We start from the raw sequence: 20,919 nt of genomic DNA, 5'->3' as shown, positions 1-20,919 counted from the left end.
CCGGTCGCGCGTGGAGTTCAGCGATGTCGGTTCAGCAAGAGGTCTTTCGCCTGGTTGACGCGGCTCGCAAGATACGTCGACCCGCCCTGGTCGGGGTGAAGCCGCTTCATCAGCCGCCGGTGAGCCGTCCGGATGTCGTCCGGACCCGCTCCTGGCTTAAGCCCCAGGATCTCGTGAGCTTCCTGCTCCGTCATCGTGCCGTTCTGAAGCTCGGCCCCGCGCCGGAAGTCCGAATCTCCCTGAGCGTCTTCACGCCATCGGGGAAACCGGCGGTCCAGATAGGCTTCGAGCAGGCGCCCCCCTTCGACGTCGCCTCCTAGGCAGGCACCGCGCAGCCGGGCGAGTTCCGGCATTCCGAGTTCGTCGAGCTGGCGGCCCGCGAACTCGCCGGCGAGCACCCGGCCCGATATCGCGCCGGACGCATGGTCGAGCGCCACCTCCACCGTCGGAGAGCGGACGCGCGAGGATGCATCCGGCCTCCCCTTTCGTCCGAGCCCGGCGGGCCACCAGGTCGGGGGGGCGGCCCAGCCGAGAAGCCAGGCTCCCGCGCCGCCCGCCAGCATCGCCATGTCGAGCCGCCCGCGCAGGAGGAGCAAGCCCGCGACGCCCAGCGCCGCGACGCCGCCGATCATCTTCGTCAGCTGCACGATGCGCTCAGGCTTCGTCCGGGCGAAGACCTTGATGAGCCAGTAGAGGAGGAGGGCCGTGAAAAGGCCCGCGATCGCGGTCATGCGGGCATCGCTGCGAGAAGGCGCCGGGCGTTGGGGTCTTTCCCGGCGAGGCGGTTGAGCGCGTCGCGCCCGCCCGCCGCATAGGCCGCGGCGGCCCGCAGCAGCGAGGCGAGCGACGCCGGCGCATTCGCGTCGAACCGCATCGCGGCCCCGCCGGTGAGCCGCGCGATCTCGGTGAAGACGCTCGCCGCCATCGGGTCCGGCCCCTCGTGGAACATGAAGGCCTTGACGCCCAATAGGCCGAGCTCGCCGGCCGCCCGGCAGACCTCGTCGGGCTGCTCCTCGATCGCATCGCCGACAAAGACGAGGGCAGCCACGGGCGCCTTGCCGGCCTCGCCCCGAACATGGGCGAGCACGCGACCGATCTGGGTCGGCCCGCCCCGAACGGAGATCTTCGACATCATGGATTTCAGGTCCCTGGCGTCGGAGACCCACCGGGAGGCACGGCACTCGGCGAAGCCACGGTAATAGACCAGTTGCACGGCAAGGCCGCCGATCGCGGCCGCGGTCTCGAACATGCCGGCCTGGACCTCGCTCGCCAGGTCCCAGCTCGGCTGGCGGCTCATCGTGGCGTCGACCGCGAAGACGAGCCGCGCGGCGCGGCCCGGCGCAATGGGCGCAAGCCGCCTGGCCTCGCCCAGAAAGGCCTCGATCTCCTGCGTCGACGAGGATTCGCCGGCGCCGCGCGCCGGCAGGTTCCCGCCCTTTGGGTCGTTGCTCATGGGTCGAGAATGTGGCCGGTCAGCCCCGGGACGCAATGCGGCGGAGCTTCATCGGCCGCGCGTGTCGTATTCCATCCGCGCCCGGCCACCGATCCGCACCTCCGTGCCGCCGCCGAGATCGATGAAGCCCGGCGTCCGCCCGGCCCGCAGCGCCTCCGGATCGTAGGGCTCCGGCTTCACGGCCGCCTCGCAGCTCGGCCGGCCGGATTGGAGGATGCGGGGTGTCTCGCCCGCCCGGCAGGGCCGCGCCTCCGCCGCCGTGATCGGACCGGAGAGCGACAGGAGCACGAGCAGGAAAAGGCGCTTCATCGGCGCAGCCTTGCGCTAGAGGAGCCCGAGCGCAACCAGCTCGCGCCGCATCGTCTCCGGAAGCACGCTCACATCTGCCGCCTCGCTCCCGAGGTCCGGCGGCGCGTCGTCCGGCTCGAGGTAGCGCCAACCCTGGAAGGGGCGGTAGGGCCGCGGCCGCACGGGCATGACGACCGGTTCGAGAACCAGCCTGCACCGCCCGATGCCCTCCCCGTCCGTGAACGGCCGGACATCCAGCAGGCGCTGGCGGCAGGCGAGCTGTCCCTTGATGACCCAGTAGAGCGAACCGCCGTCGAGCAGCGCGTCGCCGCGCTTCGGCACCATGCGGGTGGTGTGGATGTGCTCGGTCGGTGAGCCGCCGGGCATCCGGCGACGCTCGACGATCCAGGCCTCGAGATCCTGGATCGAATCGCAGCCGACGCAGAGCTTGATGAGATGCAGGGCCATGCCCGCTTATGCGGCGGGCTCGCCTCTTCCGTCGAGCGGCGCGTGGTCGCGCGCCCGACCTTATCAACGGTTTCGGGACGGTGGATCAGCGGGCCGGGTCCACGACGTCGATCGCCGGGCGGTCGTTGCCGGCCGCCACCTCCTCGCGCCATTCCCCCTTCGCATCCTGGTAGAGGATGTACGCCACCTCGCCGGGAACGCGCTGCTCCGAGGCGACCGCCCGCGCCGCGCGCGCCGCGAGCTCGTGGGTCGGAAAGGTTTCCGAGAAGACGTCGTCCAGCTTGTACGCCCAGCCGCCGTCATGCTCGACGATACGGTAGGTGACCTGTCCCATCTGCGTCCTTCTCCCGATTCACCGAGGAAAACCGGGAGCTTGGCGGCGCGGTTCCGATCAGGCCTCCGGCGCGAGCACCACGAGCCGTGCGCCCTGGGCCACCTGCGACCCGGCCTCGGCCAGGATCTCGGCCACGGTGCCCGCGCGTGGGCTGAGGAGCGCATGCTCCATCTTCATCGCCTCCACGATGGCAAGCCGCTGGCCCTTCTCGACCTGTTCGCCCGGCGCGACGAAGACCGCGACGAGCTTGCCGTGCATCGGTGCGTTGACGCTGTCGCCGCTGTCCAGGTGCTCGAGGTCCACCGCGAAGGGGTCATAGGGCTGCACGAAGGTCTGCCGGCCCGCGCCGAGCACGTAGATGCCGTCGGGCGTCTCCGCATAGGTGCCCTCGGCGGAGGCAAGGCTGCCGCGGCGCGCCGTGACGGATCCCGCCGTGACGGCGAGTTCGCCGTCGGGCCAGGAGAGCGCCACTTCCGTCCTGGCCCCGTCCACGACGAGCGGCAGGACCTGGCGCCTCTCCCCGACGAGCTGGAAGCCGTCATTCACGTCCCACGGGGAGAGATGCTCGAACCGCGACTCGTGCGACTTCTCAAGGAGGCCCAGCTCACGCTCGAGCATCCGCAGCGCGCCGAGTGCGACAGCCCCGTCCTCAGGCCCCCGCTCGACCGCGCCGAGCGTCTCGAGATTGCGATCGATGAAACCCGTGTCGAACCGGCCGGAGCGGAACTCCGCCGCATTGCAAAGGGCCTGCAGAAAGGCCGTATTGCTCTTCGGCCCGGCCACCAGCGTGCGCCCGAGCGCCGCCGAGAGCCGGTCGAGCGCAGTGTCGCGGTCGGGCCCGTGCGCGATCACCTTCGCGATCATCGGATCGTAGAACGGCGTGACCTCGTCGCCCGAGCGCACGCCCGTATCGATGCGGATCCCGGGCTCTTCGGGGAAGCGGAGGGCCCAGAGCTTGCCCGTGGAGGGAAGGAAGCCGTGCTCGGGATCCTCGGCATAGAGCCGCGCCTCGACCGAATGGCCGTCGATCCTGAGGTCTTCCTGGGTGAAGGGCAGCGGCTCGCCGGCCGCGACGCGCAGCTGCAGCTCCACGAGATCGAGCCCCGTGATCGCTTCCGTGACCGGGTGCTCGACCTGCAGCCGCGTGTTCATCTCCATGAAGAAGAAGCGGTCCGGCCTCAGCCCCTGCCGCGCATCGGCGATGAACTCGACCGTGCCCGCACCGACATAGCCGACGGAGCGCGCGGCCTCGACGGCCGCCTTGCCCATCGCCTCGCGCATCTCCGGCGTCATGCCCGGGGCCGGCGCTTCCTCGATCACCTTCTGGTGGCGGCGCTGGAGCGAGCAGTCGCGCTCGAAGAGGTGGACGACGTTGCCGTGGCTGTCGGCGAAGACCTGCACCTCGATATGCCGGGGCGACAGGACGTATTTCTCCACGAGGACGCGGGGATCGCCGAAGGCTCCTGCCGCCTCGCGCTGCGCGCTTTCGAGCGCCGCCTCGAATTCGAGCTGCTTGTCGACGCGGCGCATGCCCTTGCCGCCGCCGCCCGCGACCGCCTTGATCAGGACCGGATAGCCGATCTCGTAGGCCTTCTGCCGCAGGAACTCGGGCTCCTGGCGCGCGCCGTGGTAGCCGGGCACGACCGGCACGCCGGCCTGTGCCACGAGCGCCTTGGCGGCATCCTTGAGCCCCATCGCCTTGATGGCGGAGGCGGGCGGGCCGACGAAGATGATCCCGGCCTCGGCGCAGGCTTCCGCGAATTCGGCGCGCTCGGAGAGAAACCCGTAGCCCGGATGGATGGCCTCGGCGCCGGACCGCTTGGCGGCCTCGATGATGCGGTCGATGCGCAGGTAGCTGTCGCGCGGCGCGGCGGGGCCGATCTCGTGGGCCTCGTCCGCCATCTCGACGAAGAGCGCGTTCCGGTCGGCCTCGGAATGGACCGCGACCGTGCGGATGCCCAGCCGCTTGGCGGTCCGGATGATGCGACAGGCGATCTCGCCGCGATTGGCGATGAGGACGGATGAGATCGAGGCCATGGGATCAATCCTGCGGACGCAGAGGCGGGTACAGCATTTAGGACCGGAGACGGCAACCTGGCGGACCGGCGGCCGCCCGCCGGTGCCTCCCTCCTGCAGGGTTCAGCGCAGGCCGGGCCCCGTCACGCCGGCTTCGACCGCGACCGAAAGGCGGTCGGTGACGGCCCATTCGACGCCGACGCGCGCATCCGGCCGCACCATCACGTCCTGGCGGTTGAAGGGCAGCGATGTCGAGGTCGGGCCGAAATGCAGCTTCTCGTTCACGGCCCAGGCACCGGCCTTGGCGTAGACCAGCACGTCGGGCGTGACGAGCGTGCCGACCTTGAACTGGATCGCACCCGAGAAGTCGCGCGAATAGGCGTAGCGCCCGAAGGCCGGCGTGGGGCCTCCGCCGATCGCGGCGAGGTAGTCGAAGCCGCCCACGACACCGTAGACGAGGTCGCCCTCCTGCCACATGCGCCCGCCCTCGAACCCGATGGTCGGTCCGGCATAGCTCCCGGAATGCTTGGAGGAGGAGACCTCGAAACCGGTCGAGAGGCGGGCGAAGGAGCCTTCCCACCGGCTTGCCTCGCGCTCGGCCGATTCAGGCCAGGCGAAGTATGGCAGCGCCCCCATGCCCAAGGTCGGCGGTGCGACCTGGGCCCCGGCGAGGCTCGCCGGGAAGAGGCTCCCGCCGAGCAGGAGCGCGGCCGCGAATCGGCGCAGGAGAGGAGCGACTGCAGACGTGATCACGCGGGCACGATAGGCGAAACGAGCCCAAGACGACAGACCGCCCGCGCGAGGCGGCCCATGATGCCGCCTCCATTCTTTCATTCCGCCCGGCGGAGGGCGGCTCGCGCCGTCAGAGCTCGAGGAGCCCGTCCTTCTTGGCGGGTGCCGCGCCGGGCTTGTCCGTCACGGTGATCTTCACATTGTAGGTCTCGGTCGCGCCATCGGCCGAGCGGGTCTCGTATGAGACCTCGTCGGAGCCGGAGAAGTTCGGGCGAGCCTGGTAGAAGAGGCCCTGAACCGGCGTCTCGACGTTGGGGCAGCGGAAGCGGGCAGGCGTCTTGAGCTTGCCCGACCGCACGGCGAGCTGCCCGTTCTTCGGCGCCGTGATCACCCGCACGCCACCAACTTCGCCGACGCTGCAATCCTTCTTCAGCGCGGTGATCACGGCGATCCGCAGCGTCTTGCCCTTTTCCACGGTGACGCTGCGGTGGATGCCGGTCTGGGCAAAAGCCGGCACCGCCAAAAGGCTCGCCGCCATCGTGAGAACCGCAAGGGCCTTGCGCATCAACAACATCCTCCAGCCCGCCCCCGATCGGGCCGGCGAGCATCAGATGGGGCGTCCCGTTCCGGACGCAATCGGCAGCCTGATGCTGGCAGCGATTTTGCCCAGGCGCCACATGCGCAGGCCCGGGCGGGCGGGCCTCAGCCCCGCATCCCGACGAGCGCGAACATCGCACCCTGGGGATCGAGACCCTGCACGATCCAGGCTCCGCCCGGGACCTCCATCGGCCCGTTGACGATCTGCCCTCCCCCGGTCCTGATCTTCTCGACGGCAGGGTCGATTGCCGGGACACCGATGTAATAGAGCCAGAAGGTGCCCGGTATTTCCGGCGGCTTGTTGAACATGCCGCCGATCGCGTCGCCGCCGCCGGGGCCCGTGAACAGCTGGTAGGTTCCGATCGGCCCCATGTCGATCGCGTCGGATTTCTGCCACCCGAAGAGCTCGCCATAGAAGTCGAACCCGGCCTTCCAGTCAGTGGTCGTCAGTTCGTGCCAGCTCATCCGTCCCGGGCTCATCAGGGCGGGGCTCGGAGCCGTCGCGGGCTCGCTCCATTGGTGGATTCCGAAGGCCGCCCCTTGCGGATCGGCCAGGACGGCGAACCGGCCGACACCCGGTATCTCGGTCGGCTCCTTGTGGATCGTGGCGCCGAGCGCCCTCGCCTTCTCGGTCGTCGCATCCACGTCATCGACGGCGACGTAGCCGAAGAAGCCGGGCGGGATGCCGGGCTCGGGCAGGTCCATCAGGCCGCAAGCGGGAACGCCGCCGGCCTCAAAGAGGAAGTAGCTCATCTCCGGCCGCGAGACGTCCCGGACCGCCCAGCCCACGACGTCCGAGTAGAACCGCCGCGCGGCCGACATATCGGTCGTCATCAGCTCGTACCAGGTGAACTCGCCCGCGCTCGCGGCCATCCCCGACCTCCCCTTCTGCCGCACCGCATGGATAGCGCGGCTTTCCTCGAAGCCTAGCGCTCGGCCTCCGGCTTCGCAAACGCAACATTACCGACCCTAGAACCGCAAAATCCAACGTTGCTTTGCAGCAAATAGGACAACACTACTGCCGTTCTTCATCTCTCTGTTGCAAGCTAAGCAAGAACGTCACAAGATCATGCCGCATGCCCGATCCGGAAGGTCTTATGCCGCCCCGAAAGTGAGGCGCCGGACGCGAGGAACTCGGCATCGTCGGAGTGAAGTCGGCACCAAACAGAACGACATCGGGAGGGGATCTATGGCGAGCGGGAAATTCACGCGACGACGGTTCCTCGAGACAAGCGCGGCGACGACCGCCTTCGTGGCTGCACCCTTCGTGCGCGGCGCCCATGCGGCGGGGAGCCTGTCCGTCGCCTTCTGGGACCATTGGGTGCCGGGCGGCAACAAGGCGAGCGAGGACGTCGCCCGCGCCTGGGCCGAGAAGGAAAAGGTCGACCTGAAGATCGACTTCATCACCTCCCAGGGCAACAAGAACCTCCTGACGATCGCGGCCGAGGCGCAGGCGAAATCCGGCCACGACATCTTCGCCTTCCCGACCTGGTACATCCACGAACATGCGGGCCAGCTCGAGCCGGTCGACGACGTCATGCCCGAGCTCATCAAGCAGAACGGCAACGTCAACGGCACCGTCGATTACCTCGCCAAGGTGAAGGGCCGCTGGATGGCCGTGCCCTCGACGCCGGGCAGCCAGATCAAGGGCCCCTGCTCGCGCATCGACCTGATGAAGCAGCATGCCGGGATCGACGTCGTCGCCATGTACCCGGCCGGCGAGGCGCCGAAGGCCGAGAACTGGAACATGGAAACGTTCCTGAAGGCGGCGGAGGCCTGCCACAAGGCCGGCTTCCCCTTCGGCCTCGGGCTCGGCCAGACGACCGACTCGGTGGACAATATCGGCGCGTTCTTCCAGTCCTTCGGGGCCGAGCTGGTCGACAAGGACGGCAAGATCACCGTCAAGTCGGACAATGTCCGTCAGGTCATGGAATACCTGCGCAAGCTCGCCGCCTTCCTGCCGCCGGACGCGCCGGCATGGGACGACGCCTCCAACAACAAATGGCTGGTCGCCGGACGCGGCGCGCTCATCTGCAATCCGCCGAGCGCCTGGGCCGTGGCGAAGCGCGACGCGCCCGACATCGCCAAGCAATGCTGGACGCACGGCATGCCGGCCGGGCCGAAGGGCCGGTTCGCGCCCTACCTCCCCTATCTCTGGGGCATCTGGTCGTTCTCGCGGAACAAGAACGCCGCCAAGAGCCTGCTCGTGGCGCTCTCGTCGCATGACGCCATCGCCAAGATGGTCGAGGTCAGCGCGGGCTACGACCTGCCCGCCTACGAGAAGCTGACGACCCTGAAGACCTGGGCCGAGGCGGAGCCGCCCAAGGGCACGCTCTACCACTACCCGAACCCGCACAACCACCAGACGCTGTCGATCGCGGCCGCGCCGGCGCCGCCGAACATCGCCAACCAGATCTACAACCAGGCGATCATGACCAAGATGGTCGCGCGGAACCTTGGCGGCGAGCCGCTCGAGCGCACCCTCGCCTGGGCCGAAAGCGAGGTGGAAGGCTTCATGCGGGGCTAGCGTCGTGAGCCCCGGGATCCTCCCCCGTGCGACGGGGGAGGGGAACCGCCCGCAGGGCGGTGGAGGGGGCGCGACGTTTGCGCAAAGGGGCGCCCCCTCCACCAGGCTTTGCCTTGTCCCCCTCCCCCGCGTTGCGGGGGAGGATCCCCGTGGCCGGTGCACCGGTGAACCAGCGCGATGACCGAACTCGCCGTCCGGCATATCTCGTCGCTCGCGACATCCTCGCCGCGCAAGCGGTCGCGGCTCGGCACCTTCCTGCGCCAGCGCTCGACGGTGGCGTTCCTCTTCACGCTGCCGCTGCTGATCCTGATCAGCGTGATGGTGATCTATCCCGCCTTCTACGCGATGCACCTCGCCACGCTGAACAAGCGGATGGACCGCTTCATCGGCCTGTCGAACTTCACCTTCCTGTTCACCCGCGAAACATTCTGGATGGTGGTGAAGCAGTCCTGCATCTTCGCCATCAGCGCCGTCATCTTCAAAGCCCTGATCGGTTTCATCGTCGCCCATCTCGTCAACGCCATCCCCGAGAAGGGGCAGCGCAAGTGGCGCGGCATGCTGCTCGTGCCCTGGGTCATCCCGCCCGCGCTCTCGACGCTCGCCTGGCTCTGGCTCTTCGACCCCTCCTACAGCGCCTTCAACTACGTGCTGGGCGGGCTCGGCATCGGCCCGATCCCCTGGACGGGTGACGCGATGTGGGCGCGCTTCTCCGTCATCCTGGTGAATGTCTGGTACGGCGCGCCCTTCTTCATGATCATGTACCTGGCCGCGCTGAAATCCGTCCCGGCCGAGCTCTACGAGGTGGCGGCGATCGACGGGGCCACCTTCTGGCAGCGCCTCTGGTTCATCACGCTCCCGATGATGCGCAACATCATCGCGATCACGACGCTGTTCTCGCTCATCGTCACCTTCGCCAATTTCGACATCGTCTGGATCCTGACCGCCGGCGGCCCGATCGATCGGACGCATGTCTTCGCGACCTGGGCCTTCCGGCTCGGCATCCAGGGCGGGGACATCCCGCTCGGCGCCTCAGTGTCGCTGTTCATGCTGCCCATTTTGGCCGTCGCGGCGGTGTTCATCCTGCGCGACGTCAACAAGCGTGCGGAGCGGATGTGATGGCGACGGCAGCGCTCTCGGCCCCACCCGTCATCGACACCTCCACCTCCCACATGGCCGGCTCCGACCGGCGCTGGGCCGTGCGCTGGGCGTATTTCTTCCTGTGCCTCTTCGTCGTCTTCGCGCTCGTCCCGCCCTTCTACATGCTGCTGACCTCGCTGAAGCATTCCAACGAGATCTCGGCGGCCACCAATCCCTGGTGGGTCTACCATCCGACCCTGGCGAACTTCGCCGAGCTGCTGTCCTCGGCGCAGTTCCTGACCTTCTTCAAGAACACCGCGATCGTGGCCGTGCTGGTCGTCATCATCACGATGGTCATCAGCGTGCCGGCGGCCTTTGCGCTCTCGCGCATGAAGTTCTGGGGCTCGTCCGTCCTCGCGACGGGCGTCTTCCTGACCTACCTCGTCCCGGAGACGCTGCTCTTCATCCCGCTCTTCAAGATGTTCGCGACCTTTCGCGACTGGACCGGGATCGAGCTGATCAACCACTGGTACGTGCTGCTGCTCGTCTATCCGACCCTCACGGTGCCCTTCTGCACCTGGATCATGATCGGCTATTTCGCCTCCATCCCGAAGGAGCTGGACGAGGCGGCCCTGATCGACGGCGCGTCCTGGACGCAGACCCTGCTGAAGATCTTCGTGCCCGTGGCCCTGCCCGGCATCATCGCGGCGACCATCTTCGCCTTCACGGTCTCCTGGGCGCAGTTCCTCTACCCCCTCGCCTTCACGACCTCGCAGGACCAGCTCGTCCTGTCGGTCGGCATCGCCACGACGCTGATCAAGGCGGACGTCTTCAACTGGGGGCAGATCATGGCGGGCGCGCTCCTCGGCGCGGCGCCGCCGCTCGTCATCTATGCCTTCCTCATGGATTATTACATCGCGGGACTGACATCGGGCGCCACCAAGGGCTGATGCCGGGCGTGCTCGGGCGGAGGTGAGGGAACGCCACCTCCCCCGAGCGAATTGCAGCGCCATGGCCAAGTTGCTCGCAGACCCTCCTTCCTCCAGCATCCATGGCTATCGGCTGCGGGTCGTGTTCACGACCTTCGTGGTCCTGAGCATGGCGGCGCTCTTCGCCGCCGCCTGGGCGCTCAGGACGCTCCTGCTGGTCACGTTCCTGGCGATGCTGCTCGCCATCGTGCTGCGCTATCTCGGCGACCTCGTCCATCGCGCCACGGGCATGAAGCCCCATTGGGGCGTGCTCCTCGTGGCAGCCTTGCTGGTGGCCCTCGCGGGCGGCGCTGCGGTGCTGGTGGCCCCGACGATCGGCGACCAGGCCCGCCAGCTCGTCCAGCGCCTGCCGGCGGCGGTGAATTCGCTCGAGCAGCGCATCGCCCAGATCTCCTGGCTCCAGTTCCTGTGGGACCAGCTTTCCTCGGGACTGAGCCTGCCGAGCCCAAGCGATGCGATGGGCAGCGTCGGGTCGGTGATCGGGTCGGTTTCCGCCGCCTTCGGCTATGCGGGCCTCGCCCTCGTCGGCGCGCTCTTCCTGGCGCTCGATCCGGGCCTGTACCGGCGCGGGTTCGTCCGTCTCGTGCCGGTCCGCCACCGCCTCTTCACCCAGTCGCTGCTCGACGAGCTCGACCAGACGATCCTGAACTGGCTGGGCGGCCAGCTCATCCTGATGGTGACGATCGGCGTCCTGGTGGGCCTTGGCCTGTGGGCGATCGGGGTGCCCTATGCGCTGGCGCTCGGGCTCTTCGCCGGGCTCGTCGAGTTCATCCCCTACCTCGGTCCGATCCTGTCCGCCGGCACGGCGATCCTCGTCGCGCTCGGGACCGATCCCCAGCTCGCGCTCTGGACGGTCGGGCTCTTCGTCCTGGTGCAGCAGGGCGAGAACAACATCCTGCAGCCGCTGATCCAGAAATCCCAGGTCGAGATCCCGCCGGTTCTCCTGATCGTCGTCCTGTTCGGGATGGGACTGCTCTTCGGCGTGCCCGGGGTGCTGGTCGCCACCCCGCTCCTCGCGGTCGTCATCGTCGTGGTCAGGCGGGTCTATGTCGAGCGGATCCTGGAGGGCCGAGACATCGGAGCAGAGCCGCCACGCACCTGAAGACGTGGCGGGATCCCCCGGCGCGCGCTAGAGGAACTCCGGAAGCGGCCGAGACCGCCGGGAGAAAGCGCGCGCATGCCCTCGAATGCAGGCCGGCAGATCGTCTTCATCAACGCCGCGCATTTTCTCACCCATTACAGCCTCCTGATCCTGCCGACGGCCGTGCTGGTCATGGCGCGGCCCGGGGGCGAGTTCGGCTCCGATTACGGCCCCGTCCTGGCGCTCGCGACCGCGATGTTCGTCCTCTACGGGGTCGGCTCGCTGCCGCAGGGCTGGCTCGCGGCGCGGGTCGGCCGGAAGGCCCTGATGGTCGCCTTCTGCATCGGCACCGGCGCGTCGCTGATCGCGGCAGGGCTTGTCTCGACGCCCTTCGGGCTTGCGGCCTCGCTCGGCTTCGCGGGCCTCTTCGCGGCCATCTACCACCCGATCGGCACGGCCATGCTGGTGGAGGCGGCGGGCGCGACGCCCGGCAAGTCCATCGGCGTGAATGGCGTCTTCGGCAATTTCGGCGTCGCCTCGGCGCCGATCGTGACGGCGTTCCTGGCCGGCCAGTACGGCTGGCGCGCCGCCTTCATCGCGCCGGGCCTGTTCGGGATCATCCTCGGCCTCATGTGGTGGCGCGAGAAGACGCCGGACCATTCGGCGCATTTCGCCTCGCGGCCCTTCCCGTCCATCCCGAGCTTCCTCGTCCGCCGCGCCGTGATCGTGCTCCTCGCCGTCGCCGTGGTGTCGGGCCTCGTCTTCAACGCCTTCACGCTGCTTCTCCCGAAGCTCATGGAGGAGCGCCTCGCGGGCGACGCCACGCTGCTGCCGCTCATCGGCACCCTCGCCTTCCTGGTCACGATCTGCGGCGCGATCACCCAGTTCAGCGTCGGCCGGCTGATCGACCGCACGACGCTGCGGCGGCTGTTCATGCCGCTGGCCATGATCCTGGCACCCGCCCTCGCGGCGCTCTCCTTCGCGCAGGGCTGGCTCGTGCTGCCGCTCGCCGGGATCGCGGCGGCCGTCATCTTCGGCCAGGTGACCGTGAACGAGACGATGACGGCGCGCTACATCTCGCCTGCGCTGCGGGCAAAGATGTATTCGGTGCGCTTCTTCGTCGGCTTCCTCGGGAGCGCGGCCGCCGCTCCGCTCGTCGCCTTCCTGCATGAGCGCACCGGCAACCTGACCGCCGTCACGCTCGTCCTCGCCGCCTGCGCCCTCATCACGCTCGGCTGCGCCTTCTTCTTCCCCCACCGGCCCGAGGAGCTGAAACCGGAGCTGTGGGAGGCGAAGGCCGTCCCGGCCGAGTGAGGTTCAGCTCGCGAGGCCCGAACCCCACATCCCCAGCAGCAGCGCCCCGCCGAGGACGGCCACGAAGGCCGCCGCCAGCACCTCGAGCCAGGCGACGGCGCGCGCGCCGCTCTCTCCCCGGCCGCTGGCGAGGCGAAGCGCGACGCTCTTCGCAAGCACCGCCAGCGCGGCGAGCGCACCCGTGGTGATCGCCGTCCCGAGCGCCATCGCGAAGGTGGCGGCGACCCCGGCCCAGAAGAGCCCCTGGGACAGCGCGAAGACCAGAAGGATGATGGCGCCCGAGCAGGGCCTGATGCCGGCCGCGATGACGACGCCGACGCTCTCGCGCCATCCTGCCATGCGCTCGACCTCGGCTGCCGTCGGGCCATGCGAATGGCCGCATCCGCAAGCCTCGCCATGGGCGTGGTGATGGTGATGGTCGTGGTGCACGTGGCCGTGGTGCCCGTGGCCATTATGGTGGTGGTGATGATGGGCATGGGCTGACGCCGGCACGACGGCGGCGCTCTTGCGCCAGAGAAGCGCCAGCCCGACGACGAGAAGAGCTCCGAAGCTCGCGACCTCGATCGCGCCCGCCGCGGCGTTGATGGAGGCGGAACTCGCGCGCAGCACGGCCGCGAGGATCCCCACCAGCCCGATCGCGACCGCTGCCTGCACGAAGGCGGCCGCGAAGCTCAGCCCGATGCCGCGGGCCAGCGTCCGCTTCGTCGCCAGGATGTAGCCGGAGATCACGCCCTTGCCGTGGCCCGGCCCGGCGGCGTGGAACACGCCGTACAGGAAGCCGATGCCGGCGAGCCCCCAGAACGCGGCTCCGTCGCGCTTCATGGCGGAGAGCGCGCCCGTGAGGCCGCGGTAGAACTCGGACTGGACGGCCAGGATCCAGCCGCCGATGCCGGTCGCGGCCGGAGCCGCCTCGCGGATGCCCGTGCCGAACGGGTTCTTCGGCGCCGGCGCGGGCGGAGCGGCACCCGCCCCGACCAGAAGCCCCAGGAGCGCGATCAGCCCCGCCACGATCGCGAGCGCCGCGGCCATGACGAGCGCGCGCCGCGCGGGACGGTTCAGGCGCGGCCTGCCTGCCGCAAGCGCGGCCGAGCTCACGGACATGCGACGAGCACCCGGGAGGCGAATTGCGCGCCGAATTGCGAGGCGGCGTTCAGGGCGTTGAAGAAGGATTCGCTCACCGATTGCGTCTGGCTCTGCTCGGGCGGCTTCGGCCGCGTCACCTTCAGGGCGCAGCCGCTGGGCGCCCCATCGAGCCTCACGGCGTCGTCGCCCTCGGCAATGGAGAAGTCGACGAAGAAGGTCGGGTCGTAGACCTCCAGCGTGAAGGCGCGGTCCGCCTTGGCCGGGCTGCGCAGCGGCAGGTCGAAGGTCAGCGTCAGCACGTTGTCCTGGAAGGCGGTCGTGTAGTTCGCCGGCTCGCCGAAGGAGAGCTTGCTCCCATTCGCCTTGGCGTTCGTGAAGAAGCCCTGCTCGGCCAGCGCCTCCATGTTGATCTTGGCGAGCTCGCTCATCTTGTCGGGCGCGAGCTTGCCGTCAGGCCCCTTCTCGAAGCCCTGGACGGCATAGGCCGAATAGGCCTCGTCGAAGGTCCAGCCATGGCGGATGCCGGTGATCCGCCCCGTCGCGTCGTAGAGGATGGTGGCCTTCGACTTCACCCAGACATGGGGGTGGGCCATCGCCCCGGTGGAGAGCAGGGCTAGGACGAGGCCGGCGCCGAGACTGTTGACGAATCGCATGTTCAGAGGCTGACGCGCAGAGGTAAGCGCCCCGGTTAACGGCCGAAATCGGCTGAAAAGCGACGCTTGTGGAACACAGCAGGAACGGCTAACTTGTTCTTGCTTTGTTTCGAGCGCGAGTCGGAACGCCGCGCGGAGGTGACGATGCTGACCCGCAAGCAGAACGAGCTGCTTCGCTTCATTCACGAGCGCCTGCGTGAGACAGGCGTGCCGCCATCCTTTGACGAGATGAAGGAGGCGCTCGACCTGAAGTCGAAATCCGGCATCCACCGGCTGATCACGGCGCTCGAGGAGCGCGGCTTCATCCGCCGCCTGCCCAATCGGGCACGGGCGCTGGAGGTGATCAAGCTGCCCGAGCCGATGGCGCGGCCGAAATTCTCGCCGAGCGTCGTCGAGGGCGGCTTCGGCAAGCCGCGAGGCATACCGACCCCGCCTCCCGCCCCCGCCTCTGCGTCGGACAGCCGGGCGATGCAGATCCCCGTCATGGGGCGGATTGCGGCCGGCACGCCCATCAGCGCCATTCAGAACAGCTCCCACACGATCACCGTCTCGCCCGAGTTCCTGGGCGGCGGCGAGCATTACGCGCTCGAGGTCCGCGGCGATTCCATGGTGGATGCGGGAATCCTCGACGGCGACACCGTCGTGATCAAGCGCCAGGACACGGCGAATACGGGCGACATCATCGTGGCCCTGATCGACGACGACGAGGCGACGCTGAAGCGCTTCCGCCGCCGCGGCTCCTCCATCGCGCTCGAGGCTGCGAATCCCGCCTACGAGACGCGCGTCCTCGGACCGGACCGCGTGAAGATCCAGGGCAAGCTCGTCAGCCTCGTCCGGCGCTACTGATCACGGGCCGGGATCGCCGTCCGGCGCCTCTGCCGGCGGGAGATCCGGCTCCGCCGCTGCCTCCGGCGGGTCGGCGGGAGGCGGTCGGGACGAGCTTGCGGCCGAGCTCGGCGTTCGGGCTGCAGCTCGGAAGGCGACGGCTTTGGGCAGCCAGGGCCGGGTCTCGTCCGGGCGCCGCGCCGTCGCGAGCGTGAAGCCGGTCTCCGTGGCCCGGATCGCCGTGGCGCCATGTCCGGCGAGATGCTCGCGGTCGATGACGATCGAGGCGGCGCAGCCGGCCGGAGAGGTCAGGCGGGAGATCACGATCGCCGCGCGCCGGCAATCCTCGCGGAAGCCGCGTCGATCCTCAAGATAGGAGACGTATCGGCCACCCGAGAGGAGAACCGTGCAGCCGATCGGGTCGCAACGCGCTCCCGTGCGGATCGCAGGATCAGTCCCCTTCCGCCCGTCGCCGTCCGCCTTGAGCCATTGCTCCGCCGTGAAGGAGGGAACGCGGCCGACCACTACGAGCCGCCCGTCCTGCCCGCGGATCGCGGCTCCCGAGCCGTCCCGGGCGACATAGACGTCCTGGCGCGCCGATCCGAAGGCGGCGACAAGGCCGAGGGCGGCCGGCGCCACGGCCAGCCAGCGGAGCCCCGAGACGAACAGGGTGGCGCAGAGAAGCGCCACGACGAGCAGCATCAGCGCTCCATGGCCGAAAGCCGGGACCGTGACGCTCGCGCCACCGAGCGACGCCACCCATCCGGACAGCCCGAGAACCGCCTCGACCCCAACCCCCATCGCCCACCAGACCGGGCGGTCCAGGCCGAACGGGTAGGCGAGCGTGCCCAGAACCGCGCAGGGCATGACCAGGAAGGACACGAGCGGGAGAGTGGCGGCGTTCCCGAGCAGCCCGTATGGCTGCAGGTTCTGGAAGTGGAAGCCCGAGAAGGGCGCCGTGGCGAGCGTCGCGACGAGCGTGGTGCCGATCACGCCCAGGACGAGAGCGCCCGCCCAGTACAGGGCCCGCCCGAGCGGATCGGTGCCCTCGGGAGCGCCGCGGCGGTGCCGGGTCCACTCCGCCAGCGCGATCAGCCCGGCGACCGCCGCGTAGGACATCTGGAGGCTCGGCCCGAGCAGCGTCTCCGGCTCCAGCGTCAGGACGATCAGCGCCGAGATGGCGAGGTTGCGCATCGACAGCGCCGGCCGGTCGAGAAGGATCGCGCCCTGCATGACCAGGATCATGATGAGCGAGCGTTCGGCGGCGACCTCGGAGCCGGAGAAGACGCAATAGGCGGCCGCTCCCGCCATCCCGGCAAGGGCGGCGAGCTTCTTGATCGGCCAGGTCAGCGCGAGCGTGGGCGAGAGCGCGAGCAGGGCCCGGGCGAGCCAGAAGAACACGCCTGCCGCCAGCATCATGTGCAGGCCAGAGATCGACACGACATGGTAGATCCCGGCGGCGCGGAGGATGTCGTTGGTGCCCTCCTCGATCAGCCCCCGCTTGCCGGTGACGAGCGCAGCCGCGACCGCCCCCGCCTGCCCGCCGATCGTCGTCGCGATCCGGGCGGTCAGCGCATTGCGCGCCCGGTCGATCCCGGCGGCGAGGCGCAGATCGAGCGGGCGTTCCACCGGCGGCGCCTCGATCCGGCGTAGCCGACCCGAGACCGATCCGACCGCCCCGATCCCGCGGAAATAGGTATCCCGGGCGAAGTCGTAGCCGCCCGGCCGTGCCGCCTCCGGCGGCGGCAGGAGGCGCGCGGCCGCCGAGACGTAATCCCCAGGCGCCACGCCCTCCAGGGAACGCGCGCTGACGCGCAGGCGCTTCGGCCGCTCCGCAGCTTCCACCCGGTGGAGCTTCGTGACGCGGATCAGCAGCCGCCCGCCGGCCGGGCGCTCCTCCACGCTCTCGACGAAACCCTCGAAGCTCGTCGACAGGACGCGCCCGAGCACGGGCGCCTCGGCAAGCTGGATGCGCAGGGCGGCGATGCCGAACCCGGAGGCGATCGCCGCCAGCGCGAGCAGGACCGGGAGCGCCACGGGCCGCGCGCGAAACAGGATTGCGGTCGCGGCCATGCCGAGCCCGACGAGTGCCGGCGGCCAGACCGACAGCGGACCGTCGGCCGCGAAGGCGAGCGCGATCCCGATCCCGTAGAACACCGCGATCCACGGGAAGAGCCGGCGCGCATCGGCTTCCCTGGCAAGGCTTGCGGAGATCCACCCCGGACCGGCCGCGAAGCTCCGCGCCAGATGCTGCCCGTTCCAGGCCCAGGCACGCCCGAAAGGGAGCGCCGCCGCACGGGCGCCCGTCCCGCGGCCTCCTCCGCCGTCCTGGCGCCCTGCCCCCATACGCGACCCAAAGGCGATGCCGCCCCGAAGAGTAGCGGATCAGGTGGGCGACGCCAGACGGTTGGAGGCAGCCGCCACACCCGGCGACGGAAGGCGGGCTTAACGCGCGCGTCCGCGGGTGGTAGGGAGCCGCCTTCCGCGCCGGCAGAGGCCGCCGCAGGCCTCCCGCATCACAGACGAGCCCATGTCCGCTCCGGTCGTCACGCGCTTCGCGCCCTCCCCTACCGGGTTCCTCCATATCGGCGGGGCCCGCACTGCCCTGTTCAATTGGCTCTATGCCCGCCGCTTCGGGGGCCGCATGCTCCTGCGCATCGAGGATACCGACCGCGAGCGTTCGACCGAGCCCGCCATCCAGGCCATCATCGATGGGCTGTCCTGGCTGGGCCTGACGTGGGACGGGGACGTCGTCTACCAGTTCGCGCGGGCGGCCCGGCACCGGGAGGTCGCCGAGAGCCTGCTCGCCTCCGGCCGCGCCTACCATTGCTACGCGACGCAGCAGGAGCTCGAGGAGATGCGCGAGGCCGCGCGCCGCGAGGGCCGTCCGCTGCGCTACGACGGGCGCTGGCGCGACCGTGATCCCGCAACCGCTCCCGCGGGCGTGAAGCCCGTCATCCGGCTGCGCGCTCCCTCCGAGGGCGAGACGGTGGTCGAGGACCACGTCCAGGGCCGGGTCGTGTGGCAGAACAAGGACCTCGACGACCTCGTGCTGCTGCGCTCGGACGGCACGCCCACCTACATGCTCGCCGTGGTGGTCGACGACCACGACATGGATGTCACGCACGTCATCCGCGGCGACGACCACCTGACGAACGCGGCGCGCCAGACGCAGATCTACCAGGCTCTGGGCTGGCACGTGCCGCAATGGGCGCACATCCCGCTCATCCACGGGCCCGACGGCGCGAAGCTCTCGAAGCGGCACGGCGCGCTCGGCATCGACGCCTACCGTGACCTCGGCTTCCTGCCGGTGGCCCTGCGCAACTATCTCGTCCGCCTCGGCTGGAGCCACGGCAACCAGGAAATCTTCTCGGACGAGGAGATGGTCGCCGCATTCGATCTCGGGCAGATCGGCCGCTCTCCGGCGCGGTTCGACTTCGCCAAGCTCGAGAACCTGAACGGCCACTACATGCGGCAGGCCTCCAATGCGGAGCTTGTCCGCCGCATGGAGGATCTTCTACCCTCTCTCGGCCCGGCGCGCGGTCTCGGCTCCAGCTTCTCGCCGGACGTGCGTGCGAAGCTGGAGGCCGCCATGGACGGCCTCAAGGAGCGGGCGAAGACTTTGGTCGAACTGCTCGACGCCGCCTATTACCTCTACGCCCAATCGCCCCTGGTGCTCGACGCAAAGGCGGCCTCGCTGCTGGACGGTGCCGCCCGGCAGCGTCTCGCCGCGCTGCGGCCTCGGCTCGCGGCGGTCGAGGACTGGTCTCAGGCCCCGCTGGAAGCGGTCGTGCGCGCCTTCGCAGAAGAGACAGGCTGTAAGCTCGGCCAGGTCGCGCAGCCCCTCCGGGCCGCGCTGACGGGCCGCTCGACCTCGCCCGGTCTCTTCGACGTGATGGCCGTTCTGGGGCGGGAAGAGTGCCTTGCCCGGCTCGACGCCCAGAGCGCGCCCGCTTCATCTGCTGTTCAGGCTGCGGTCGGGGCTGCTTGAACGGGCTTCGTCGATCCGATACCGAGCGTGTCACCTGAGGTCCGGCGATTGCCGCAGGCAGCCGTCGGACGTCCTTGTGGCTCGAGAGATGCATCGTCTCTCCCGGGCCCGATCCCCAAGAAGAGGCGAGCTCGATGAGCAGCAGCACGGTCACGCTTGACGACAAGAAGGTCGAGTTCCCGGTGAAGGAAGGCACCCTTGGGCCTTCGGTCATCGACATCTCGAAACTCTACGGGCAGACCGGCGCCTTCACGTACGATCCGGGCTTCACGTCGACGGCGAGCTGCGAGTCGAAGATCACCTATATCGACGGCGATCAGGGCGTCCTGCTCTATCGCGGCTACCCGATCGAGCAGCTCGCCGAGCATGGCGACTTCCTGGAGAGCTGCTACCTCCTCCTCTACGGGGAGCTGCCGACGGCGAACCAGAAGGACGATTTCGTCTACCGCGTCACGCGCCACACGATGGTGCACGACCAGATGACGCGGTTCTTCAACGGCTTCCGCCGCGATGCCCACCCGATGGCCATCATGGTCGCGTCGGTCGGCGCGCTCTCGGCCTTCTACCACGACTCGACCGACATCTCGGACGAGCACCAGCGCATGATCGCGCAGATCCGCATGATCGCGAAGATGCCGACGCTGGCCGCCATGGCGTACAAGTATTCGATCGGCCAGCCCTTCGTGTATCCGGACAACACGCTCGACTATACGTCGAACTTCCTGAAGATGTGCTTCGCCGTCCCGTGCGAGGAGTACAAGGTCAACCCGGTGCTCTCCCGGGCGCTCGACCGCATCTTCATCCTGCACGCCGATCACGAGCAGAACGCCTCGACCTCGACCGTGCGCCTCGCCGGCTCGTCCGGTGCCAATCCTTTCGCCTGCATCGCGGCCGGCATCGCCTGCCTCTGGGGGCCCGCGCATGGCGGTGCCAACGAGGCGGCGCTGAAGATGCTCGCGGAGATCGGCACGCCCGACAACGTGGCGAAGTATGTCGCCAAGGCGAAGGACAAGAACGATCCGTTCCGCCTGATGGGCTTCGGCCACCGCGTCTACAAGAACTACGACCCGCGCGCCCGCATCATGCAGCGGACCACGCACGAGGTCCTGAACGAGCTCGGCATCAAGGACGACCCGCTGCTCGACGTCGCGCTCGAGCTCGAGCAGATCGCCCTGAAGGACGAGTACTTCATCGAGAAGAAGCTCTATCCGAACATCGACTTCTATTCGGGCATCACCCTGAAGGCGATGGGCTTCCCGACCTCGATGTTCACCGTCCTCTTCGCGCTCGCCCGCACGGTCGGCTGGATCGCCCAGTGGATGGAGATGATCGAGGATCCGTCCCAGAAGATCGGCCGTCCGCGGCAGCTCTATACCGGCGAGCCGCGCCGCGACTACACGCCGATCGGCCAGCGCAGCTGATCGGCAGACGCGGGCGGCTGGACCGCCCGCGCAACCCCGCGCTACTCTTCCGCCGCAGCGCGGAGGGCGG

Annotated in this window: 20 protein-coding genes; 8 read left to right on the top strand and 12 right to left on the bottom strand. The window is 69.1% G+C overall.

Annotated features, from left to right (window positions below; genetic code table 11):
• Positions 1–17 precede the first annotated feature (17 nt).
• From ACO2SS_RS00290 to ACO2SS_RS00250, 9 genes are all read right to left on the bottom strand, one after another.
• On the bottom strand, positions 18–731 hold the full coding sequence (locus ACO2SS_RS00290) for a DnaJ domain-containing protein (RefSeq protein WP_423275565.1): 714 nt from the start codon (positions 729–731) through the stop codon (positions 18–20).
• A complete protein-coding gene (locus ACO2SS_RS00285) occupies positions 728–1,453 on the bottom strand; it encodes a VWA domain-containing protein (protein WP_423275564.1) in 726 nt (241 codons plus the stop codon). Before ACO2SS_RS00285 ends, ACO2SS_RS00290 begins: the two co-directional genes overlap by 4 nt.
• A gap of 48 nt (positions 1,454–1,501) precedes the next feature.
• Positions 1,502–1,762, bottom strand: a complete 261-nt coding sequence (locus ACO2SS_RS00280; protein WP_423275563.1) for a hypothetical protein — start codon at positions 1,760–1,762, stop codon at positions 1,502–1,504.
• 15 nt (positions 1,763–1,777) lie between these two features.
• The gene (locus tag ACO2SS_RS00275; RefSeq protein WP_423275562.1) at positions 1,778–2,209 is read right to left on the bottom strand and encodes a DUF1489 family protein; all 432 of its coding nucleotides are present in this window, start codon (positions 2,207–2,209) and stop codon (positions 1,778–1,780) included.
• Positions 2,210–2,294: 85 nt separating this feature from the next.
• Positions 2,295–2,543: a DUF2188 domain-containing protein gene (locus tag ACO2SS_RS00270; protein WP_423275561.1), complete on the bottom strand. Its 249-nt coding sequence runs from the start codon at positions 2,541–2,543 to the stop codon at positions 2,295–2,297.
• A 57-nt stretch (positions 2,544–2,600) separates the two neighbouring features.
• Positions 2,601–4,580 (bottom strand): acetyl/propionyl/methylcrotonyl-CoA carboxylase subunit alpha, encoded by a 1,980-nt coding sequence (locus tag ACO2SS_RS00265; RefSeq protein ID WP_423275560.1) that lies wholly within the window; start codon positions 4,578–4,580, stop codon positions 2,601–2,603.
• A gap of 102 nt (positions 4,581–4,682) precedes the next feature.
• Positions 4,683–5,312, bottom strand: coding sequence for a hypothetical protein (locus ACO2SS_RS00260; protein WP_423275559.1), 630 nt, complete (start codon positions 5,310–5,312; stop codon positions 4,683–4,685).
• A gap of 109 nt (positions 5,313–5,421) precedes the next feature.
• The gene (locus tag ACO2SS_RS00255) at positions 5,422–5,856 is read right to left on the bottom strand and encodes a 4-aminobutyrate aminotransferase (RefSeq protein ID WP_423275558.1); all 435 of its coding nucleotides are present in this window, start codon (positions 5,854–5,856) and stop codon (positions 5,422–5,424) included.
• A 137-nt stretch (positions 5,857–5,993) separates the two neighbouring features.
• Positions 5,994–6,761 carry a VOC family protein gene (locus ACO2SS_RS00250; protein ID WP_423275557.1) on the bottom strand — a complete coding sequence of 256 codons (768 nt, stop codon included), beginning with the start codon at positions 6,759–6,761 and terminating at the stop codon, positions 5,994–5,996.
• 316 nt (positions 6,762–7,077) lie between these two features.
• Between ACO2SS_RS00250 and ACO2SS_RS00245 the strand changes: the two genes are divergently transcribed.
• The 5 genes from ACO2SS_RS00245 (at position 7,078) to ACO2SS_RS00225 (ending at position 12,876) form a co-directional block, all read left to right on the top strand.
• Positions 7,078–8,415: an ABC transporter substrate-binding protein gene (locus tag ACO2SS_RS00245; protein WP_423275556.1), complete on the top strand. Its 1,338-nt coding sequence runs from the start codon at positions 7,078–7,080 to the stop codon at positions 8,413–8,415.
• 177 nt (positions 8,416–8,592) lie between these two features.
• Entirely contained in the window at positions 8,593–9,531 is a 939-nt protein-coding gene (locus ACO2SS_RS00240; RefSeq protein WP_423275555.1) for a carbohydrate ABC transporter permease, read from the top strand.
• A 53-nt stretch (positions 9,532–9,584) separates the two neighbouring features.
• Complete coding sequence (locus ACO2SS_RS00235) at positions 9,585–10,442, top strand: carbohydrate ABC transporter permease (RefSeq protein WP_423276202.1); 858 nt, start codon at positions 9,585–9,587, stop codon at positions 10,440–10,442.
• 61 nt (positions 10,443–10,503) lie between these two features.
• Positions 10,504–11,583, top strand: coding sequence for an AI-2E family transporter (locus tag ACO2SS_RS00230; protein ID WP_423275554.1), 1,080 nt, complete (start codon positions 10,504–10,506; stop codon positions 11,581–11,583).
• A 75-nt stretch (positions 11,584–11,658) separates the two neighbouring features.
• Positions 11,659–12,876, top strand: a complete 1,218-nt coding sequence (locus ACO2SS_RS00225; RefSeq protein WP_423275553.1) for an MFS transporter — start codon at positions 11,659–11,661, stop codon at positions 12,874–12,876.
• 3 nt (positions 12,877–12,879) lie between these two features.
• Here the strand turns inward: ACO2SS_RS00225 and ACO2SS_RS00220 are convergent, their stop codons facing one another.
• Entirely contained in the window at positions 12,880–13,977 is a 1,098-nt protein-coding gene (locus tag ACO2SS_RS00220) for a nickel/cobalt transporter (RefSeq protein ID WP_423275552.1), read from the bottom strand.
• Positions 13,968–14,612, bottom strand: a complete 645-nt coding sequence (locus ACO2SS_RS00215; protein ID WP_423275551.1) for a DUF1007 family protein — start codon at positions 14,610–14,612, stop codon at positions 13,968–13,970. Before ACO2SS_RS00215 ends, ACO2SS_RS00220 begins: the two co-directional genes overlap by 10 nt.
• Before the next feature lie 144 nt (positions 14,613–14,756).
• On the opposite strand from ACO2SS_RS00215, the gene lexA reads away from it, so the two are divergent.
• Entirely contained in the window at positions 14,757–15,458 is a 702-nt protein-coding gene (gene lexA / locus ACO2SS_RS00210; protein ID WP_423275550.1) for a transcriptional repressor LexA, read from the top strand.
• Here lexA and ACO2SS_RS00205 read toward each other — a convergent pair whose 3' ends face one another.
• Positions 15,459–17,783: a ComEC/Rec2 family competence protein gene (locus ACO2SS_RS00205; RefSeq protein WP_423275549.1), complete on the bottom strand. Its 2,325-nt coding sequence runs from the start codon at positions 17,781–17,783 to the stop codon at positions 15,459–15,461.
• Positions 17,784–17,967: 184 nt separating this feature from the next.
• Between ACO2SS_RS00205 and gltX the strand changes: the two genes are divergently transcribed.
• Positions 17,968–19,428 (top strand): glutamate--tRNA ligase, encoded by a 1,461-nt coding sequence (gene gltX / locus ACO2SS_RS00200; RefSeq protein WP_423275548.1) that lies wholly within the window; start codon positions 17,968–17,970, stop codon positions 19,426–19,428.
• Positions 19,429–19,562: 134 nt separating this feature from the next.
• A complete protein-coding gene (gltA, locus tag ACO2SS_RS00195; RefSeq protein ID WP_423275547.1) occupies positions 19,563–20,849 on the top strand; it encodes a citrate synthase in 1,287 nt (428 codons plus the stop codon).
• Positions 20,850–20,919 lie beyond the last annotated feature (70 nt).

This window comes from Enterovirga sp. CN4-39, assembly GCF_049446235.1.
Lineage (GTDB): Bacteria > Pseudomonadota > Alphaproteobacteria > Rhizobiales > Beijerinckiaceae > Enterovirga.
This window is presented reverse-complemented; position numbering and strand designations above follow the sequence as displayed.

Bases quoted from the DNA above. Each gene is read 5' to 3' on its own strand.
- ACO2SS_RS00290 (WP_423275565.1), bottom strand. From the start codon at position 731: ATGACCGCGATCGCGGGCCTTTTCACGGCCCTCCTCCTCTACTGGCTC.
- ACO2SS_RS00285 (WP_423275564.1), bottom strand. From the start codon at position 1,453: ATGAGCAACGACCCAAAGGGCGGGAACCTGCCGGCGCGCGGCGCCGGC.
- ACO2SS_RS00280 (WP_423275563.1), bottom strand. From the start codon at position 1,762: ATGAAGCGCCTTTTCCTGCTCGTGCTCCTGTCGCTCTCCGGTCCGATC.
- ACO2SS_RS00275 (WP_423275562.1), bottom strand. From the start codon at position 2,209: ATGGCCCTGCATCTCATCAAGCTCTGCGTCGGCTGCGATTCGATCCAG.
- ACO2SS_RS00270 (WP_423275561.1), bottom strand. From the start codon at position 2,543: ATGGGACAGGTCACCTACCGTATCGTCGAGCATGACGGCGGCTGGGCG.
- ACO2SS_RS00265 (WP_423275560.1), bottom strand. From the start codon at position 4,580: ATGGCCTCGATCTCATCCGTCCTCATCGCCAATCGCGGCGAGATCGCC.
- ACO2SS_RS00255 (WP_423275558.1), bottom strand. From the start codon at position 5,856: ATGCGCAAGGCCCTTGCGGTTCTCACGATGGCGGCGAGCCTTTTGGCG.
- ACO2SS_RS00250 (WP_423275557.1), bottom strand. From the start codon at position 6,761: ATGGCCGCGAGCGCGGGCGAGTTCACCTGGTACGAGCTGATGACGACC.
- ACO2SS_RS00245 (WP_423275556.1), top strand. From the start codon at position 7,078: ATGGCGAGCGGGAAATTCACGCGACGACGGTTCCTCGAGACAAGCGCG.
- ACO2SS_RS00240 (WP_423275555.1), top strand. From the start codon at position 8,593: ATGACCGAACTCGCCGTCCGGCATATCTCGTCGCTCGCGACATCCTCG.
- ACO2SS_RS00235 (WP_423276202.1), top strand. From the start codon at position 9,585: ATGGCCGGCTCCGACCGGCGCTGGGCCGTGCGCTGGGCGTATTTCTTC.
- ACO2SS_RS00230 (WP_423275554.1), top strand. From the start codon at position 10,504: ATGGCCAAGTTGCTCGCAGACCCTCCTTCCTCCAGCATCCATGGCTAT.
- ACO2SS_RS00225 (WP_423275553.1), top strand. From the start codon at position 11,659: ATGCCCTCGAATGCAGGCCGGCAGATCGTCTTCATCAACGCCGCGCAT.
- ACO2SS_RS00220 (WP_423275552.1), bottom strand. From the start codon at position 13,977: ATGTCCGTGAGCTCGGCCGCGCTTGCGGCAGGCAGGCCGCGCCTGAAC.
- ACO2SS_RS00215 (WP_423275551.1), bottom strand. From the start codon at position 14,612: ATGCGATTCGTCAACAGTCTCGGCGCCGGCCTCGTCCTAGCCCTGCTC.
- lexA (WP_423275550.1), top strand. From the start codon at position 14,757: ATGCTGACCCGCAAGCAGAACGAGCTGCTTCGCTTCATTCACGAGCGC.
- ACO2SS_RS00205 (WP_423275549.1), bottom strand. From the start codon at position 17,783: ATGGGGGCAGGGCGCCAGGACGGCGGAGGAGGCCGCGGGACGGGCGCC.
- gltX (WP_423275548.1), top strand. From the start codon at position 17,968: ATGTCCGCTCCGGTCGTCACGCGCTTCGCGCCCTCCCCTACCGGGTTC.
- gltA (WP_423275547.1), top strand. From the start codon at position 19,563: ATGAGCAGCAGCACGGTCACGCTTGACGACAAGAAGGTCGAGTTCCCG.